Below are 16,647 nucleotides of genomic sequence, written 5' to 3'. Positions count from 1 at the left end.
CGACGTTTTCGCGGTAACGCTTATGTTGACGCGCAGCTCAATCAAGCACTGGTATCTGATCCATAAATGGACGAGCCTGATCTGCACCGCATTCATGCTGTTGCTGTGCCTGACCGGCCTGCCGTTGATTTTCTCCGATGAAATCGATCGCGCGCTCGGCTATAGCGTAACCCCGCCGGACCTGCCTGAAACGGCGGAGCGGGCCGACCTGGATGCGATCATCTCGGCCGCCAAAGCGCGGAGGCCCGGCGATGCCGTGCAATTTATCGTGGCCGACCCGGACGAGCCCGATCTCTGGTTTGTGCGCATGGCCGAAAACGTGGCGGCGGCGAAACCCTCGGCATTTTATGCGTTCGACGCCCGCACCGGCGATTATCTGTATCAGTATCCGCTGGACCAGGGCGTCATGAATATCATGCTGAGGCTGCATGTCGATATGTTCGCGGGCCTCTGGGGGACGTTGTTTCTGGGGTTGATGGGGCTGCTGCTGGTCGCCTCGCTGGTCTCGGGCGTCGTGTTGTACGGCCCGTTCATGCGCAAGCTTGCATTCGGCGCCGTGCGGCGCAAGCAATCGACGCGTTTAAAGTGGCTGGATCTGCACAACCTGCTCGGCATCGCGACATTGGTCTGGTTTCTTGTCGTCGGCGCTACCGGCGTAATCAATACGCTGGCGACGCCGATATTCGGACAATGGCAATCCGGCGAATTGGCCGATATGACCGCCCCCTACCGCACTATGCCCCCGGTTCGGGAACCCGGCTCGGTGCAGAAAGCGCTCGATGCCGCCCGCACGGTTGCGCCCGATATGTCGCTCGGTTTTATCGCGTTTCCCGGCAACGGCTTTGCAGGGCCGCGCCATTTTGTCGCCTTCATGCAAGGCAATTCGCCGCTAACGTCCAAGCTGCTGAAACCGGTCTTGATCGATGCGCAAACAGGAGGCGTCGTTGAAACGCGCGAATTGCCCTGGTACGTCACCGCGCTTTTGATCTCCAAACCGCTGCATTTCGGCGATTACGGCGGCCTGCCGCTGAAGATTATCTGGGCGTTGCTCGATATACTCAGCATTGCGGTACTCGGCAGCGGCTTGTATCTGTGGTTGAAAAAACGCAATGTATCAATTGAAGCCCGGCTGGACGCGCTGCCGAACGAAAAGGAGAAAGATTGCGCATGAAAACATCACTAACCGGGATACAAATATGGGCGATGCCGGTCTTGCTGGGCTTAGTCAGCACTGGTGGTCTTACCGCCGCCCTGCTGTTCGACGGCATCGGCGATGCGGTGTCATGGATTGCCCTTGCCGCGCCGGTCGTGACCGCTCTTTGGTACGGCGTCCGGCGTACTTAATCGGCGGGTTAAGTCCCGTACACGCCGCTGTAAATCTGCATTTCGGCTTCGGCCTGCGGCTTTGCTTTTTTCAAATAACAGCCAAACCATGAGCTAGCCTGGTTGACATAGTTGGTTTTATGGCTGCTTTCAGCGCTGGATTCGGCCAACAGGCGATAATGCCGTGAAATGACCAGTGCAAGACAAGGCGATTGTCCCATTGCATACTGGACTTTTAAATAGTCTATCGCGCTGATCAGCAGCTCATGTTTTTTATCGTCTTGCATCGTGGTTATTCCTTACCCAGCTGGACTGGAAGCCTGTTCATTTTTGATTTTGCCAAAGAGAGAAATATCTTCCAGACAATCTGCTTCGAGCCAAAATCCAGGCATCTAAAATCTGTTGCATGGATTTGCCCTTTTTCAACAAGAGCAGTCAATACCTCAGGCGCTATAGCCAGTTTCACAGATGGAGATGGACGAAAAATAGAAAAAAATGTTTTCATGACTGGGCCGGGTATTTATTGCTTTAACTCAAATAATAATGATTCTTATTTAAAAGTAAAGTGTTTTTTCCTCCCGCATTCTTCTCTCTTTCAAGTCTTACTTTTAATATGCCGCATATAGCCTTTTCCATTAAAAGCTCGTCATGGCTAAAACTTATTCCATCGGCTTAGAGGATGATGCGCATTTCCTGCGTATAAACTAAGGCTAACTTCCCAACATTATTCCCTGTGCTCAAAACAAAAGTAGCTGATTGACGTTTCCATCCGGCAACACGCAATTATTTGTCATCTGCTCGACGACAATTAGCCTGCCCGACACACATACTCACCAACTGTAACAAAGCCCGTTAAGGAAGCGCCGCCCCCTTTCGTTCATGGTTCGACAAAGAACCTCTAAACGAGTCTGAAAATACACTTATAAATCAATATACTACTATTCTATTTAAAGACTAAATCAACGCTTCCTTTAAGTATTTTTCATATAAATGCCGACAAGTATTGACCTAGCAAATGATAATCATTATTATTTGCATGCAAGACAAATTACCTTTGCCTGCAAAACGGGACATAACGCCGGCTTTGCGGCATCGGTTAACCGGCACCGAATGTTCGGTACGGGACGCGAATTGTCAGCGAATACGCGGGAAAAATGATTGAGCTTGACCCGTCAGGGCAAATTAATCCTGACTAAATATTTTATCTTAATACAGTTATTGCACTTTATTGTCGGCAGGTTATTTTCCTCCTACCTACCGGCCTCTCTCCTGATCATGATACGGAGGATGAACATGCCGACAATAAAGTGCAATACACATACTAAGAGCAGCCAGCCAGCCATCCGACACTCAAGTGTCCGGTAGCCAGCCAATGTCAATGAAACGTAGCGATTTGCCGCTTCGGCAGACTGTGCATTTGGATGGTGAAAATCAATGAATTTAACTAAACGACACAAGAAAACAGGCCTACCCGGTAGCAGCAATTGCCGCATGGCGTTTTGTGCAAATACAAAATGCGTCGCCGGCAAATGGCCGCAATCGACAACTAACCTGCCGCGTTCACTAAAATGATTTTCCCGGCACTCAACTTCCATTTCATGGACAACTACTCCACGCCCTTGATGCTGGGAAATATTGTCCATGGCGGAACTACCCGCATCAACGACCGCCCATGGATTGCGTTGAGTCTAGTGCTATGCGCGCATCTGGCCCTATTTACAGCATTATCCCAGCAGCAGCCGTCTTCACCGCTTGAGACCATCGCCCAACCGATCATGGTCAGCTTGATGAGTGCGCCGCAAACAACGCTGCAAAAGCCTTTGCCCGCTGCCCAGCCGGTGGCGGAGGTGCAAAAACCGGTTAAGAAAACGGTCAAAACCCCGGTCAATAAACCTGCCGTACCGCTTACAAAACAAACCAGCCGGCCGACCCCTCCTGCGGAACAAACATCAACACCGGCGGCCGCTCCAAGCTCCTCTATTGCCGAACAACAGTCGAAAGCGACAAACAGCCGGGCGCCTGCTGACACCCAGACATATCAATCGCCTGACTTCAACGCCGCTTATTTAAACAACCCTTCTCCCGCTTATCCGCCACTCTCGAGGCGGCTGGGCGAACAAGGTTTGGTATTGTTGCTCGTACACGTGACGCAAGACGGTGCAGCCGGTTCTGTCGAACTGCAAACCGGCAGCGGCTCAAACCGTCTCGATCAGGCCGCACTGGAAGCCGTCAAAAAATGGCGCTTCATTCCGGCCAAACGCGGCGAACAATCGGTCAGTGCATCGGTAGTAGTGCCGGTCAGATTTTCAATAGAGGAAGGATAAATCATCATGCAAGCGGAACATATCTTAGACAACCTGGAGTTCATCAGCCAAGGCGGCGCCGTATCGATTACCGTAGCGGCAGGCCTGCTGGCCATGTCCATCGGAAGTTGGACTTTAATGGTCATCAAAGCCATACAGGCGCGGCGTTTAAAAAACAGCAGTGCGGCTTTTTTAACACGATTTTGGCATGCCTCGTCGTCAACCCTGACGTCAATGGCGGCGGCCATGGGCCAGGATTTGAAAAAAGCGGAAAACCCGTTTGCGCGCCTTGCGCTGCAAGGCATCAGCGCTACCGACCACCACAAACGTTACACCGCGCAACGGGTAAGGGATGATGAAAATACCGCGTTGCAGGAACATTCGCGGCATGATGAATTTATTGCCCAGGCGCTACGCCGAACTATCGGCCAGGAAGCCATGCAGATGGAAACAGGACTGACCTTATTGGCTTCGGTAGGCAGTATCGCCCCTTTCATCGGATTGTTCGGCACCGTCTGGGGCATTTATCATGCGCTCGGCACCATCGCCGTCGGCGGCCAAGCTACTGTAGACAAAGTGGCAGGCCCGGTCGGTGAAGCATTGATCATGACCGCATTCGGCCTGGCAGTCGCCATCCCAGCGGTTCTCGCCTATAACACCTTGGTGCGCGACAACCGCCTGTTAATGGGCGAATTGGAAACGTTCGCCCACGACCTGCATACCTACCTGACCACCGGAGTACCGCTGGCAGCCGTGCAAATTACCGAAACGGTACCGTCGGAGAATTCAAGCCAGACCGCCCCTGCCCGGCCCTCATCAGACGCTCCGCAAGCAAATTCTCTTCAAGCGGAGGTGTCACTATGATCGGTTCAGGCGGCTTCGGCGGCGATAACCGTCATACCCAACCGATGGCGGAAATCAATACGACGCCGATGGTGGATGTCATGCTGGTGCTGTTGGTGATTTTCATCATTACCGCCCCCTTGCTGACCCACTCGATCAAAATCGACCTGCCGCAAGCGGGCAGCCAAGCCAACCCGGAAAAACCCGACACCGTCACCCTGTCGATTGATGCGGAAGGCAAACTGTTTTGGAACGATGCGCTATTTGAACAAGAAGAACTTGCGTTGCGATTGGAGACGGCGGCGCAGAAAAAGCCGCAGCCCGAATTGCATTTGCGCGCTGACAAAGCCACAAATTATCAGCAATTAGCCATGGTGATGTCCGCCGCGCAAACAGTGGGAATAGAAAAGCTCGGCTTTGTGACCGAACCAAAATCAAAGGAATAGCGCTTTTCCAATTTACTTTTAACCGTATATTCAGCCCGCCAAAAAGCTTTTGTCGCTTGTATAGCCGGCCAACTATTACAAAAACAACTGAAGCTTTGTATGAAACAATCATTCCAATACAGGCAACCGCATACCAGAGCGACATTGCTGCTGATGCTTGCCGCAGTACCTATAGCGAGTTTGGCGGATGCCGCCGATATAAAAAGCGATGCGCGCACCGCTGCCGTATCCGATACGGAAGAAGCAGAGAGCGAAAAGAAGTACCACAAGGAAAAACATCAAGCTGACCATAAAACCACCCTGGAAAAAACGGTTCTTACCTGAGTTCCGCCTATACCGATGCCGCCAACACCGTGCTGGAAAACGCCATTGGCGACAGAGGCAAAATACCGGGCTATTGGCTGTGGAACACGCAAATCACCAAGGTCTTCCGCGTCACAAGGCCAACCTGCGGATCGGTCTTGCCGGCAACAACCTGTTCAATCAGGACGACTACTTCCGCGGCGTGGGTATCAGCCTGGGCCGAATGCCGGGACCGGGGCGCTCAGTGATGCTCAGCGTTCAAATAGATATATAAGGAAAACTGATATGCAACCAAAAATTGATCGCTAACTCACATCTCGAGCAAATCGGTCAACGACAGCTTTCCGCCTCGGCCTGTCGTTGGCATTATTGACGGACCGGGCTAACGCAGTATTTTCAGCAAACTGATGCCCTGTCTTAATCGGTCGTATTCATTGGGCTTAGTCTATCTATCCGGCTGTTGTTTTTTACTTAATCGCCTTGAAGCGAGAATAAATCTGTAAATCAGGCTTATGCAGCAATGCATAAGCCGCCCCACATTTAGCCAGCCATCACTTGGGTGTGAGTAGCCAGCCAGAAACAAACCAACCTCAACGAGGAAAATGTTTATGCGCTATTACCAACATCAAGTACTGCCGCTAACCATCGCTACATTAACGGACGCACTCTATTCCAAAGCTGCGGAGATTACTCCGCGGCCGCGTTCTGCTATGAAAGCGAAAAGCGCAGGTACTTTTACCGCAATGCAAGTATCAATCTGTCATAAATATGCGGCGGAGCTACTCCGTAGCGAAGCCGCCGTTAACGATATTCCGGCCGCTATTAGCGCACGAGATTATCGCGCATTAACGCGGCGCTTATCGCCTGATGAGGCTGACTTCTTCCGTAAGCAGCCGGAAGCGGCGGCTACACGCAAGCTACACCGGTTCGACATCCTCCATTTCCACATCGGCGCGCCCGGCCTCAATGCATTGCGTAGCGAGGCGGCCCAATGATCCTGCACAGCATTCTTAACGGCATCGGGGAAACGCCTATCGTCCGCCTGTCGCGTTTGTTTCGCAATTCGCCATGCGAGGTTCTCGCCAAGCTGGAAATGCTCAATCCCGGCGGCAGCGTCAAGGACAGGCCGGCGCGCTACATCATCGAACGCGGTCTGGCCGACGGCACTATTCAGCCGGATTCGCATATCGTCGAAAGCTCGTCGGGCAATCTCGCCATTGCCTTGGCGATGGCTTGCCGTATCCACGGCTTGCGTTTTACGGCGGTGGTCGATCCGAAAATATCGCCGATCAATTTAAAGATCATTCGATGCTACGGCGGCGATATCGAACTGGTGACCGAGAAAGACAGCCAAAACGGCTATCTGGAAACCCGTATCGAGCGTGTAAAACACCTGTTGCGCGAGCAGCCGGATGCAGTATGGATCAACCAGTATGCCAACAAACGTAACTGGCAAAGCCACTATCACGGCGAGGGCGAAGAGATCCTGAAATCTCTGGATGGGCCGGTGGATTATCTGGTGCTGGGCGTCAGTACATCCGGCACCGTACATGGCATCTCCCGGCGGCTGCGGGAAGCATGGCCGGATCTGAAGGTTGTGGCGGTGGATGCCGTCGGTTCGGTGCTGTTCGGCACCCCGCCGTCTCCGCGCGAACTGCCCGGAATCGGCGCCAGCCGCGTACCGGAGCTGTTGCAGCGCGGCGAGATCGATCAGGCCATTCATATCGACGACTATGAGTCGGCCGTCGCTTGCCGGGAGCTGGTCAAGCACGAAGGCATTTTCGCCGGGGGCTCGTCCGGCTCGGTTATCGCAGCCATTCAGCGTCTCTCCTCGCAAGCGCCGCGCGGCGCACGCATCCTGACCGTCCTACCCGACCGGGGCGAGCGCTACCTGGATTCCGTCTATGACGACGAATGGCTGTCGCGCATGAAAGATCGGCATCTGGACCGCACATCACACTTACTTGGACAAATAGCATGACTACACCAACCAACTCACCGGATTTACTTTATCTCAGCCGCAACGACTTGATCGAATTAGGCGGCGGCCATTCACAGCCCTATGTCGACGCAATCATCGACGGGCTTACGGCGCACGTGCGCCGCGATTATGTGCAGCCGCTCAAACCCTACCTGCGCTGGCCGGGCGCCGACCATATCGCCGACCGCATAATCGCGATGCCTTGTTACCTGGGCGGCGAACAGGCAATCGCCGGACTCAAATGGATCGGCAGCCGCCAGCACAACCCTGCCCGGTTCGGCTTGGAGCGCGCCAGCGCGGTAGTGCTGCTGAACGACGCGCAAACCAACTATCCGATTGCGATCATGGAAGGCGGACTGATCAGCGGCATGCGCACCGCCGCCATCACCGCCGTCGCCGCGCGTCATCTGGCGCGCGGTGGATTCACTGACGTCGCCGGTATCGGTTGCGGCCCGATTGCGCGCATGCAGATGCAAACATTGCTGGAGCAGTTCCCGTCGATCGAACGTTTGCATCTGTTCGACTTGTCGTCCGCTGCCGCCGACGCTTTCATTGCCGAACTGGCCGGGCGTTTCCCGCGTATCGCCTTCGTTAAGGCCGGCTCGGCGGAAGCCGCGGTGCGCGCCGCCGACGTGATCGTTACCTGCACGGTAGCCGACGCGCCTTACTTGCGCTACGACTGGCTCAAGCCCGGCGCTTTCGTCAGTAATGTATCGATCATGGACGTGCATAAGGAAGTCTACGAACTAGCCGACAAGGTGGTGGTTGACGATTGGGAGCAATCCAACCGCGAGAAAAAAATCATCAACCAGCTGGTGCTGGAAGGGCGTTTCAGCCGCGAACACCTGCATGCCGAATTAGGTGAAATCGTCGTCGGCGACAAGCCGGGCCGGGAAAACGATCGGGAGATTATTCTGCTCAACCCGATGGGCATGGCGCTCGACGACATCGTCTGCGCACGGCATTTCTATCATCTGGCGCGCGAGCGCGGAATCGGCACGCAACTGCCGTTATACGGTTGAAGCCTATGCAGTCCATCACAACTCATCCCTATGCGCGGCGTTTAACTCAAGACCTGTTCGACGCACTCTGGCTGGAAGATCTTTACGGCTTTCGCAAACACTGTGTGTTCGATTCGGCTTCCAATGGCGAAACGGTGCTGAAAGTTGCGCTCGACGAATTGCGCTCGCTGCACTGGAGCGGCCGCCGGGCCGCCGGATTGCGCCCGTTCCGGGTTTCGGATCGGCCCGTCGTCTTGCATGGCGCTACGCACCCGACAGACTTGAATGCCGTCCAAAGCGTCGAGGCCTTGCAATCGGCCGACTGGTGGCTCGACCGGAGCGGCCGCTTTTCCCGCTTTTTCCGGCTTGCCTACGTCCAGGCCGCGTTCTCGGCTGAGCATGAACACAGCATCGTCGCCAAACTGACAGCGGCACCGGACGACCTGCTGTCCTGGGAAGCGCTAAGTTGCCTGAAAGACCGGCCGTTCCATCCGTTGGCCCGCGCCAAGGACTGGGACGGAAGCGACGGCACAGCCTATTCGCCGGAAACCATGACATCAGTCCCGCTGCACTGGGTGGCCTTATTGCGGGACAACCTACGAGGCAGCGCCATGACCGGCCAGCCCCTTGCAGAACTCCTGCTCGACCGTATCGAGCGGGACACATTGAGCTCGACCGCCCACGCTCACGGCGCCGATGGCGATGCCTGGCTATGGTTGCCGGTTCACCCGTGGCAATGGGCGCGGTTTGATTGGGACGAGCTGTCGGCAACGGCGGCACATATCGACTTGGGACCGGGGCCGGGATCGGCGATCCCGACCGCTTCGCTACGCTCGCTTGCTATCGCCGGAAATTCCGGCATGCATCTTAAAGTGTCGCTCTCTATCAACGCACTCGGCGCTATCCGCACCCTGCCGCCGCGCTACCTGCACAATGCCGTACTCGCCGGAGCCTGTCTGGAAAGCCTGCGCCGGAAGGACGCCTGGCTGGCGTCGAACCTGCTGCTGTGCGACGAGAATCAATGGTGGGCGCTGCGGCAGCATGACGCACTCGAAGCCGATCCTGGCGAGCTGGCCTGCCTGATCCGCAGATATCCGGCGCTGCCGGGAACCCGGCTGATTCCGATGGCGGCGCTGCCGATGACAAGCGCTGATGGCGCACTGCCTGCATTCGATCATCTGCTGGGCTGCGCGGCGCATGAACAAGAGGCTTGGATGCTGTTCTCCGACATCGCCCGCGCTTTGCTGGAGTTGGGCCTGCGCTGTTTCGCGCAAGGCGTGATGCCGGAGCTGCACGGACAGAACGTGCTGTTGGCTTTCCAGGGGAAGCGTATCGCCGCGCTGGTGCTGCGCGACCACGACACCTTGCGCATCTGCCGGCCGCTGATGCAGGCCCAAGGCGTAACAGCGCCCGCTTACGTCATCGACCGCGGCACGCCCAATACGCTGGAACCGGACAGTCCGCGCGAACTGCTGGCCTATCTGCAAACCTTGGCCATCGAAGTCAACCTGTACGCCATTCTCGCCGCGCTGGCCGAACGCTACGGCCGCGAAGAAGCGCATGGCTGGCATATCGTCCGCACGGTGCTGGAAGACTGCCTGGCATGCGTGCCGCTACCGGATGAAATCGCCGCTCAGACCAAGACTCTGCTGCTGGACGAAGCCGATTGGCCATTCAAGCAGGTGCTCGCACCGCTGCTCGGCCGCCCGAGCTTCGGCACCGGCATGCCCAGCGCGATGGGGCGATTGATCAATCCCTTGCTGACCGTGGAGCGTAATGAATGAGCGCCGTGCTGTCGGGTTCCCGCAACCTTGCGCTGCTGCTGAGCTGTCAGGCCGTGACCACGCTCGGCATGATGGTGCTGGTGCCGATCATGCCGCTGTACGTGGCGACGCTGACGCAGCCGGACTCGGTCGGCGCGGCGCGCTGGAGCAGTCTCGCCTTGGCCGCGCCGGCCTTGGGCGTGTTGTGCTCCGCCCCCTACGCCGGTCAATGGTGCGACCGCTTCGGTTATCGCCGCATGCTGCTAGTGTCGCTGACCGTGTTTATTGTCAGCATGCTGCTGATGGCCTTGAGTCCGAATGTTTACGGTTTCATGCTGGGCCGCTTGCTGCAAGGCATCAGCACCATCGGCGTGGTGCTGACCGCCTTCATCGGTTACGTCAGCGACGACGCATCGCGCGGGCGCTCGCTGGGCTTGCAGGAAAGCGCCATCGCCTGCGGTTCGCTGGCGGGGCCGATCCTTGGCGGCATCATGCTGGACTATTGGTCGCTCAAGCCGCTGCTGACAACCAGCGCGCTGCTGACCGGCATCATCGGCGGGCTGCTGTGGAGCCGGCTCAGCGAACCGCCAAAAACAAAGCCCGTTCCCGATGTTCCGCAGTTCGCCGGACTGCGCACCGTACTCGCCGACGCCGATTTGCGCAAATGGATGCTCGCCGCCTGTTTGATTCAGGCCGCCGCGTTCGCGCTGGTCAATGTCTTTGCGCTTTACGTGACGGCTCATTTCCCCGCTGCCGACGCCACTGCCGGCAAGATCGGGCTGCTGCACGCGCTGGGCTGGCTCGCCGCCATGCTGGCCGGTCCGCTGTGGGGCCGTCTCAACGACCGCGGCGAACCGCGACGCCATTTTACGCTGGCCGCCGTTGGCTGCGCCTTGTCGATCGGATTACTGACTGTGGCCGACCAAATCTGGCTCGTCGCCCTGCTGCGGATGGTTCAGGGCGCGTGTTATGCAGCGCTGGCGCAGTCGATGCTGCTGGCCTGTAGCCGTCAACTGCCTGCCTCGGCCTATGGGCATGTGACAGGCTTAAGCAGGAGTTTCATGGTCGTCGGCCAACTGCTGGGCCCGCTGCTGATCATGGTTCTGATGCCGCGCCTCGACCAAGTCAACCTCGTTTGGCCGGTGGCGGCGTTGTTCCTGGCCGCCGGATTGCTGGTTCATAGCGGCCGACATGCCGCTTTAACTCCCTGTAAACAAAATTAAAGGAAAAATTCAGATGTCACCACACCTACCGCAACTTGCCGCAATAGAGCGGCGTCTGGTGGAACAGTACCTCAATACTTATTGCCGGGAAACCGCTTGTTTCGACCCTCGCCTTGCGCCTGCCGAACCGGGACCGGTCGAATTGCATGCGCCGATTGAAGCCTGGCGAGCCGCAGGGCTGATGCCTTATCGGGTGTCGTTTGCCCAAACCGGGTATCAGCTGGTCGGGGCGCTAAGCTATTTCTCGCCGATCGGCTACCACCGCGTGTCGCCTTTCGCCTGGATCGGACTGAATGGCGACTGGAGCCCCCTAACCGACGACGTAAAGCCCCTGGTCGATCTGATCGTCGACACGCTCGCTGCGACCGGCAATCATCCTGCCGATGCCGCGGATCACTGTCGCGACCGCCTGAAGACACTGATGTACAACAGTATCGATAAGGTGCATCGCTTCCACCGATATAAGCCTGATGGGCTGCGCTCGTCTTTTCTGGCAGCCGAGCAAGGCTTGCGTTTCGGCCACATTTTCCATGTGACCTCCAAAGCCTCGGAAGGCTTTAGCGAAGAAGACATGCAGCGCTACGCGCCCGAGCTGGGAGCCTCGTTCCGCCTGCATTACTTCGCGGTAGCCGACGGACTGCTCGACGAGCGCGTCCTGGGCGGAGACTGCTTGCCGGTCGATCCTGAGGCGGCCCGCTTAGCCGAAAACTTGTTGGCCGATGGCGATTATCGGCTGTTGCCGTGCCATCCCTGGCAAGCTAATTATTTACTGGGCCTGCCTGGAATCGATGCACTGGTAAAAAGCCGTTCGCTGATCTCGTTGGGTCCGTTGGGAGAAGTGGCTTGGCCCACGTCTTCGGTTCGCACGGTGTGGCTGCCCGGCCAAAGTCTGTTCCTCAAGCTATCGCTCGATATCCGCATCACCAATTTCATCCGCAATAACCCGCCCGAGCAGGTCGAGCGGGCGCTGGACGCCAGCCTCGCGCTGTCTTTTCTGCCACGGCAGGTACTCGAACAATCCGTGTTCCGCATTCTTCCGGAATTGGGAAGCCGGACCTTGAAGCTGTCGAGCGACGCACTACGCGCCGCTTGCGCAGTGGTGTACCGGCAAGCGATGCCGCTTGAGGAAGCCGAACACGTTCAGGTGCTTGCGTCGGTGCTGGAGGAACCGGCTGACGGGGAAATCCCATTGCTGGCCTTGCTTCGGCAAGCAGCCGGGATACAAGCGCCCGACGAGGCGCTGGTTAGGTCGTGGTGGGCCCGCTACCTCGACGTCACGCTGCTGCCGTTGCTTCGGCTATTTTCCGATTACGGCATCAGCCTGGAAGCCCATCTGCAAAACACCATGGTGGCTTTCCTGGGCGGCTGGCCGGTGCGCGGCTATGCGCGCGATATGGAAGGCGCCAGCATCAGCCGCGCGCGTTTTCCGTTCCTCGACCGGCTGAACCCCGACAGTCCCGCGCTGTACGAGGAAGAGCAAGCATGGCATCGCTTCCAGTATTACGTGCTGGTCAATCACATAGGCCATGCCATTGCCTGTCTGGCGCGCACCGGACTGACCACGGAGGCCGCGCTGTGGCGGGACACCGCGGATAACCTTAATGCGACCGGCAACCCGCTGGCACAGACATTACTCAACCAACCTACGCTGCCGGCAAAAGCCAACATGCTCAGCAGTTTCCATCAACACGGCGAACGTCCGGTCTGGGTCGAAATCCCCAACCCCATGCTATCTCAAAGGTAACTCCATGCAACCCTACGATTATCAAAACCTGCTCGACAGTCCCTTTTACCGGCAGGCCAGCCGCCGCGTGCTGCGCCAACTGCTGGAAGCCTTGCTGTTCGAAGACGCGTTACCGCACTACGAGTGGCAGGGCGAAACTCTGATTGTGCCCGCCCTCAGTGCCGACCACGCGCCGGTCAGCTACCGGTGCCGTGCGCAACATACTTTCAGTTTCGGTCGCATACGCATCACTGAGCCGCTGCTGCGCGAGGCTGACGGCGTTAGCGAAGACGCGACCGATCCCGCGCTGTTCCTGGCGGAAATCGCGCCATGGCTGGGCGCCGACCCAATCCTGCTCAGCCGGTTCGCGGCAGAACTAACGGCGACCCAGATCAAGGATGCCCAAACCCTGCATGCGCGCGGCTATCAGGCATTGCGCGGTGCCGATTACGATACGGTGGAGGCCCGGCTGACCGATAGCCACCCGTACCATCCGAGCTATAAATCGCGCCTCGGCTTCACGTTGTCCGACAACCGCGCCTATGCGCCGGAGTTCTCGCCGACTGTGACGCCGTTGCTGTTGGCGGTGCGCCGCGATTGCAGCCGTTGGGCCGTCAGCGCTACGCTGAACCAGCCATTACTGGGCGAAGCGGACGTGCAGCGTTTTTCCGATGAGCTGACTCGGCGCGGATTGCAGGCCGAAGACTATCTGCCGCTGCCGGTTCATCCCTGGCAATGGGACGAAGTGATCCTGCCCGGCTACCATCAGGCGATGGCGCGCGGCGAATTGCTGCCGATCGGGCCGCTAGCGGATCATTACCTGCCGCAACAATCGATCCGCACCCTGAGCAACCTGAGCGACCCCGGCCGCCTGTCGCTCAAGCTGGCGATGAACCTAGTCAATACTTCCACGTCGCGCGTGCTGGCGCCCCATACCGTGCAAAACGCCCCTGTCATCAGCGACTGGCTGCACGCGCTGGTGGAGCGCACCGACTGGGCTGAACCGATGGCGCGGCCGGTGCTGTTGCGCGAAGTGGCCGGCGTAAGTTTCAGCTCTAAGGCTCCGGCGCACGGACAGTACGGGGCATTGGCCTGCATCTGGCGCGAAAGCGTGCATAACCATTTGCAGCCGGGTGAAGCCGCGCTTCCGATGACGGCCTTGATGCATGTGGACGCCGATGGACGGCCCTTTATCGACCCGTGGGTAAAGCGCTACGGCTCCGAAGCGTGGTTAAAGCGGCTGATCGAGCGAGCTTGGTTGCCGGTATTGCATCTGCTGTGGGAACACGGCACGGCGCTGGAATCGCATGCGCAAAACATGATCCTGCTGCACGAAGACGGATTCCCGGCGCGCGTGGCGCTCAAGGACTTTCACGACGGCGTGCGCTTCAGCAAGGCGCTACTGTCCGGTCCCGCGCCGGTGTTGACAGCGCCGCCCGCCGAGCATGCACGCGTCAATCCTAACTCTTTTCTGGAAACCGCCGACGCCGACGAGCTGCGCGATTTTACTTTCGATGCGCTGTTCTTCGTCAACCTGGCCGAACTGGCCTGGTTGTTCCAGCGCTTCTACGATATGGCCGGGGCGCGGTTCTGGCAGATCACCCGCGAGGTGCTTCGCGCTCATCAACAGCGTCATCCGCGGCTGGCGGCGCGTTATGCGTTATTCGACTGCTTTGCCGATCAGGTCTCGATTGAACTGCTCGCCAGCCGCCGATTCCGGCAGGAAATCCGTTTGCGCACGCGGCTTGCGCCAAACCCACTGGCGCAACAGGGCAAGCTGTGATGCGCCTGAAAGCCCGCTTGCAACTGAACGAGCCGCTATACGGGCTGTTTTGCTCGACGCCGGCCGCACTCTCCGTCGAGCTTATCGCCGCGGCCGGTTACGACTTCGCGGTGATCGACCTGGAACACACGCTGATTGGCCCCGAACAACTTGCCGGCATGTTGTTGGCGGCACGCGCCGGCGGCATAGCCGCGCTGGTCCGGGTGGCGGCTCCGCATCAAGCGTTGCAGGCGCTGGACGCCGGGGCCGAAGGCATCGTGTTTCCACGCATCCGCTCGGCGCAAGCCGCTCTGGATGCGGTGCGGCTTTGTCATTTTTCCCCGCGCGGCGACCGTAGTCTGAACGCCACCTGGCGCAACGGCTACGGCCGCGACGACTTGGCCGCTGCCATGTCAACTGAGCGCGAGCACACCCTGGTAGTGGCAATGATCGAAGACCGTGAAGGCGTCGAACAAGCCAACGCCATCGCTGCGGTGGACGGAATCGACGTGCTGCTGGAAGGCGCGGCCGACCTCTCGCAGTCGCTCGGACTGCCTTGGCAGACCCGCCACCCGGACATCTGTGCGGCGGTGTCGCGCATACACGCGGCAGCTTTACAGCACGGCAAAACCTTCTGCGCCCTGCCGCGCGCGCCGGAGGATTTTCAAGCCTGGCGCCGAAACCAAGTCCGCATGTTCATCCTGGGCGACGATCGCGGTATCGCCCGCCGCGCTATGGCCGCCCATCTGACCCAACATCAACTAAAGGACATCGAGCAATGAACCTGCAACAGTTACATAATTACCTGGAAGGCCAAACGGAGCCGGTGTGCGCCTATCTGTACGATTTGGCGCATTTGCGCCGGCGCGTCGACACGCTACGCCGTAACCTGCCTTCGCAATGCAAGCTGTTCTACGCCATCAAGGCCAACAGCGACGCGCCGATCCTGGAGTCGCTGTTACAGCGTAGCGACGGCTTTGAAGTAGCCTCGCTGGGTGAAATCCAGCGCGTGCGCGCCGTCGACAGCGCCGTGCCGGTTATATTCGGCGGTCCCGGCAAGACCGATGCCGAACTGGAAGGCGCTCTTGAGCACAGGGTCACACTGATCCATGTGGAAAGCGAACACCAGTTGCGGCGTCTCGATTGGATCGCGCGCCAGCGCAACCAAGTGGCGAACATCCTGCTGCGGGTCAATCCGGCGTATGTGCCGCAGCAAGCCACGTTGCGCATGGGCGGACAAGCCAGTCAATTCGGTATCGAAGAGGCGCGGATACCGGCGCTGATTGAATTGGCGCTAAGCCTACCGGGCGTGCGCCTGAAAGGCCTGCATATCCATGCCATCTCCAACAATTTGGATGCACTGACCCATCTTGCCCTGCTCGAACACTACTTCGATCTGGCGGAAGCTTGGCAGCGCCGCTATGGGCTGGCGTTCGATTGGCTCAATGTCGGCGGCGGCATCGGCGTGAACTACGCCGAGCCGCTCGCGCAATTCGATTGGGAAGGCTTCTGCGCCGGACTATCGGCGCTGATCGCCGCGCGTCAACCCGGCTTCGGCATTATCTTCGAATGCGGCCGCTTCCTCACCGCCGACTGCGGTTATTACCTGGCCGAAGTCACCGACGTGAAAAGTAACTACGGCAAACACTTCGCCATTTTGCGCGGCGGATCGCACCATTTCCGCTTACCGGTGTCTTGGCAACACAATCATCCGTTCGTGATCCTGCCGCGCGACGCTTGGCCTTACCCGTTTTCGCGTCCAGGCGTACACCACGCCCAAATCACGCTGTGCGGCGAACTCTGCACGCCCAAGGACGTCCTGGCGCGCGACGCCCACGTCGATGACCTGCGCGCGGGCGACTGTGTCGCTTTCTTGCTGGCCGGCGCCTACGGCTGGCACATTTCCCATCACGACTTCCTGAGTCACCCGCACCCGGACCGGGTGTACCTAGACAACTGTATAGAAAGGATCTGAC

17 protein-coding genes are annotated in these 16,647 nt (G+C 58.3%); 15 read left to right on the top strand and 2 right to left on the bottom strand.

The annotated features are described in order from the left end of the window. Window positions 1–22 precede the first annotated feature (22 nt). Window positions 23–1,171, top strand: a complete 1,149-nt coding sequence (locus B0F88_RS02555; protein ID WP_104422385.1) for a PepSY-associated TM helix domain-containing protein — start codon at window positions 23–25, stop codon at window positions 1,169–1,171. Next, window positions 1,168–1,344, top strand: coding sequence for a hypothetical protein (locus B0F88_RS19300; RefSeq protein ID WP_181049820.1), 177 nt, complete (start codon window positions 1,168–1,170; stop codon window positions 1,342–1,344). Before B0F88_RS02555 ends, B0F88_RS19300 begins: the two co-directional genes overlap by 4 nt. Before the next feature lie 8 nt (window positions 1,345–1,352). Here the strand turns inward: B0F88_RS19300 and B0F88_RS02550 are convergent, their stop codons facing one another. After that, window positions 1,353–1,610: a hypothetical protein gene (locus B0F88_RS02550; protein WP_104422384.1), complete on the bottom strand. Its 258-nt coding sequence runs from the start codon at window positions 1,608–1,610 to the stop codon at window positions 1,353–1,355. Between the two features lie 5 nt (window positions 1,611–1,615). Then, the gene (locus B0F88_RS02545; RefSeq protein ID WP_104422383.1) at window positions 1,616–1,828 is read right to left on the bottom strand and encodes a hypothetical protein; all 213 of its coding nucleotides are present in this window, start codon (window positions 1,826–1,828) and stop codon (window positions 1,616–1,618) included. A gap of 1,063 nt (window positions 1,829–2,891) precedes the next feature. On the opposite strand from B0F88_RS02545, the gene B0F88_RS02540 reads away from it, so the two are divergent. The 13 genes from B0F88_RS02540 (at window position 2,892) to B0F88_RS02480 (ending at window position 16,646) form a co-directional block, all read left to right on the top strand. Next, window positions 2,892–3,647 (top strand): energy transducer TonB, encoded by a 756-nt coding sequence (locus B0F88_RS02540; protein WP_104422382.1) that lies wholly within the window; start codon window positions 2,892–2,894, stop codon window positions 3,645–3,647. A gap of 6 nt (window positions 3,648–3,653) precedes the next feature. Continuing rightward, a complete protein-coding gene (locus tag B0F88_RS02535; RefSeq protein WP_104422381.1) occupies window positions 3,654–4,490 on the top strand; it encodes a MotA/TolQ/ExbB proton channel family protein in 837 nt (278 codons plus the stop codon). Continuing rightward, on the top strand, window positions 4,487–4,915 hold the full coding sequence (locus B0F88_RS02530; protein ID WP_104422380.1) for an ExbD/TolR family protein: 429 nt from the start codon (window positions 4,487–4,489) through the stop codon (window positions 4,913–4,915). The genes B0F88_RS02535 and B0F88_RS02530 overlap by 4 nt, the downstream gene beginning before the upstream one ends. Before the next feature lie 99 nt (window positions 4,916–5,014). Further along, entirely contained in the window at window positions 5,015–5,239 is a 225-nt protein-coding gene (locus B0F88_RS19295; protein WP_104422379.1) for a hypothetical protein, read from the top strand. Window positions 5,240–5,826: 587 nt separating this feature from the next. Next, complete coding sequence (locus B0F88_RS02520) at window positions 5,827–6,213, top strand: hypothetical protein (protein ID WP_104422378.1); 387 nt, start codon at window positions 5,827–5,829, stop codon at window positions 6,211–6,213. Next, window positions 6,210–7,199 carry a 2,3-diaminopropionate biosynthesis protein SbnA gene (gene sbnA, locus B0F88_RS02515; RefSeq protein WP_104422377.1) on the top strand — a complete coding sequence of 330 codons (990 nt, stop codon included), beginning with the start codon at window positions 6,210–6,212 and terminating at the stop codon, window positions 7,197–7,199. The genes B0F88_RS02520 and sbnA overlap by 4 nt, the downstream gene beginning before the upstream one ends. Next, window positions 7,196–8,221: a 2,3-diaminopropionate biosynthesis protein SbnB gene (sbnB, locus tag B0F88_RS02510; RefSeq protein WP_104422376.1), complete on the top strand. Its 1,026-nt coding sequence runs from the start codon at window positions 7,196–7,198 to the stop codon at window positions 8,219–8,221. Before sbnA ends, sbnB begins: the two co-directional genes overlap by 4 nt. A gap of 5 nt (window positions 8,222–8,226) precedes the next feature. Further along, a complete protein-coding gene (locus B0F88_RS02505) occupies window positions 8,227–9,984 on the top strand; it encodes an IucA/IucC family protein (protein WP_104422375.1) in 1,758 nt (585 codons plus the stop codon). Next, window positions 9,981–11,186, top strand: coding sequence for an MFS transporter (locus B0F88_RS02500; protein WP_104422374.1), 1,206 nt, complete (start codon window positions 9,981–9,983; stop codon window positions 11,184–11,186). The genes B0F88_RS02505 and B0F88_RS02500 overlap by 4 nt, the downstream gene beginning before the upstream one ends. A gap of 13 nt (window positions 11,187–11,199) precedes the next feature. Continuing rightward, window positions 11,200–12,930 carry an IucA/IucC family protein gene (locus B0F88_RS02495; RefSeq protein WP_104422373.1) on the top strand — a complete coding sequence of 577 codons (1,731 nt, stop codon included), beginning with the start codon at window positions 11,200–11,202 and terminating at the stop codon, window positions 12,928–12,930. A 4-nt stretch (window positions 12,931–12,934) separates the two neighbouring features. After that, complete coding sequence (locus B0F88_RS02490) at window positions 12,935–14,692, top strand: IucA/IucC family protein (protein WP_104422372.1); 1,758 nt, start codon at window positions 12,935–12,937, stop codon at window positions 14,690–14,692. After that, window positions 14,692–15,453: an HpcH/HpaI aldolase family protein gene (locus tag B0F88_RS02485; protein WP_104422371.1), complete on the top strand. Its 762-nt coding sequence runs from the start codon at window positions 14,692–14,694 to the stop codon at window positions 15,451–15,453. Before B0F88_RS02490 ends, B0F88_RS02485 begins: the two co-directional genes overlap by 1 nt. Continuing rightward, window positions 15,450–16,646, top strand: a complete 1,197-nt coding sequence (locus tag B0F88_RS02480) for a type III PLP-dependent enzyme (protein ID WP_104422370.1) — start codon at window positions 15,450–15,452, stop codon at window positions 16,644–16,646. Before B0F88_RS02485 ends, B0F88_RS02480 begins: the two co-directional genes overlap by 4 nt. The last annotated feature ends 1 nt before the right edge of the window (window position 16,647 follow it).

The sequence above is a fragment of the Methylobacter tundripaludum genome, assembly GCF_002934365.1.
Taxonomy (GTDB): domain Bacteria; phylum Pseudomonadota; class Gammaproteobacteria; order Methylococcales; family Methylomonadaceae; genus Methylobacter_A; species Methylobacter_A tundripaludum_A.
The sequence above is the reverse complement of the archived record's forward strand: the minus strand, read 5'-3'. Positions and strand labels throughout refer to the sequence as shown.

What these genes read in the sequence shown, in the direction of transcription:
- B0F88_RS19295 (WP_104422379.1), top strand. Translation starts at nt 5,015, where the DNA reads ATGAAACAATCATTCCAATACAGGCAACCGCATACCAGAGCGACATTG.
- sbnA (WP_104422377.1), top strand. Translation starts at nt 6,210, where the DNA reads ATGATCCTGCACAGCATTCTTAACGGCATCGGGGAAACGCCTATCGTC.
- B0F88_RS02500 (WP_104422374.1), top strand. Translation starts at nt 9,981, where the DNA reads ATGAGCGCCGTGCTGTCGGGTTCCCGCAACCTTGCGCTGCTGCTGAGC.
- B0F88_RS02490 (WP_104422372.1), top strand. Translation starts at nt 12,935, where the DNA reads ATGCAACCCTACGATTATCAAAACCTGCTCGACAGTCCCTTTTACCGG.
- B0F88_RS02555 (WP_104422385.1), top strand. Translation starts at nt 23, where the DNA reads ATGTTGACGCGCAGCTCAATCAAGCACTGGTATCTGATCCATAAATGG.
- B0F88_RS19300 (WP_181049820.1), top strand. Translation starts at nt 1,168, where the DNA reads ATGAAAACATCACTAACCGGGATACAAATATGGGCGATGCCGGTCTTG.
- B0F88_RS02545 (WP_104422383.1), bottom strand. Translation starts at nt 1,828, where the DNA reads ATGAAAACATTTTTTTCTATTTTTCGTCCATCTCCATCTGTGAAACTG.
- B0F88_RS02520 (WP_104422378.1), top strand. Translation starts at nt 5,827, where the DNA reads ATGCGCTATTACCAACATCAAGTACTGCCGCTAACCATCGCTACATTA.
- B0F88_RS02480 (WP_104422370.1), top strand. Translation starts at nt 15,450, where the DNA reads ATGAACCTGCAACAGTTACATAATTACCTGGAAGGCCAAACGGAGCCG.
- B0F88_RS02550 (WP_104422384.1), bottom strand. Translation starts at nt 1,610, where the DNA reads ATGCAAGACGATAAAAAACATGAGCTGCTGATCAGCGCGATAGACTAT.
- B0F88_RS02530 (WP_104422380.1), top strand. Translation starts at nt 4,487, where the DNA reads ATGATCGGTTCAGGCGGCTTCGGCGGCGATAACCGTCATACCCAACCG.
- B0F88_RS02535 (WP_104422381.1), top strand. Translation starts at nt 3,654, where the DNA reads ATGCAAGCGGAACATATCTTAGACAACCTGGAGTTCATCAGCCAAGGC.
- B0F88_RS02495 (WP_104422373.1), top strand. Translation starts at nt 11,200, where the DNA reads ATGTCACCACACCTACCGCAACTTGCCGCAATAGAGCGGCGTCTGGTG.
- B0F88_RS02540 (WP_104422382.1), top strand. Translation starts at nt 2,892, where the DNA reads ATGATTTTCCCGGCACTCAACTTCCATTTCATGGACAACTACTCCACG.
- B0F88_RS02505 (WP_104422375.1), top strand. Translation starts at nt 8,227, where the DNA reads ATGCAGTCCATCACAACTCATCCCTATGCGCGGCGTTTAACTCAAGAC.
- sbnB (WP_104422376.1), top strand. Translation starts at nt 7,196, where the DNA reads ATGACTACACCAACCAACTCACCGGATTTACTTTATCTCAGCCGCAAC.
- B0F88_RS02485 (WP_104422371.1), top strand. Translation starts at nt 14,692, where the DNA reads ATGCGCCTGAAAGCCCGCTTGCAACTGAACGAGCCGCTATACGGGCTG.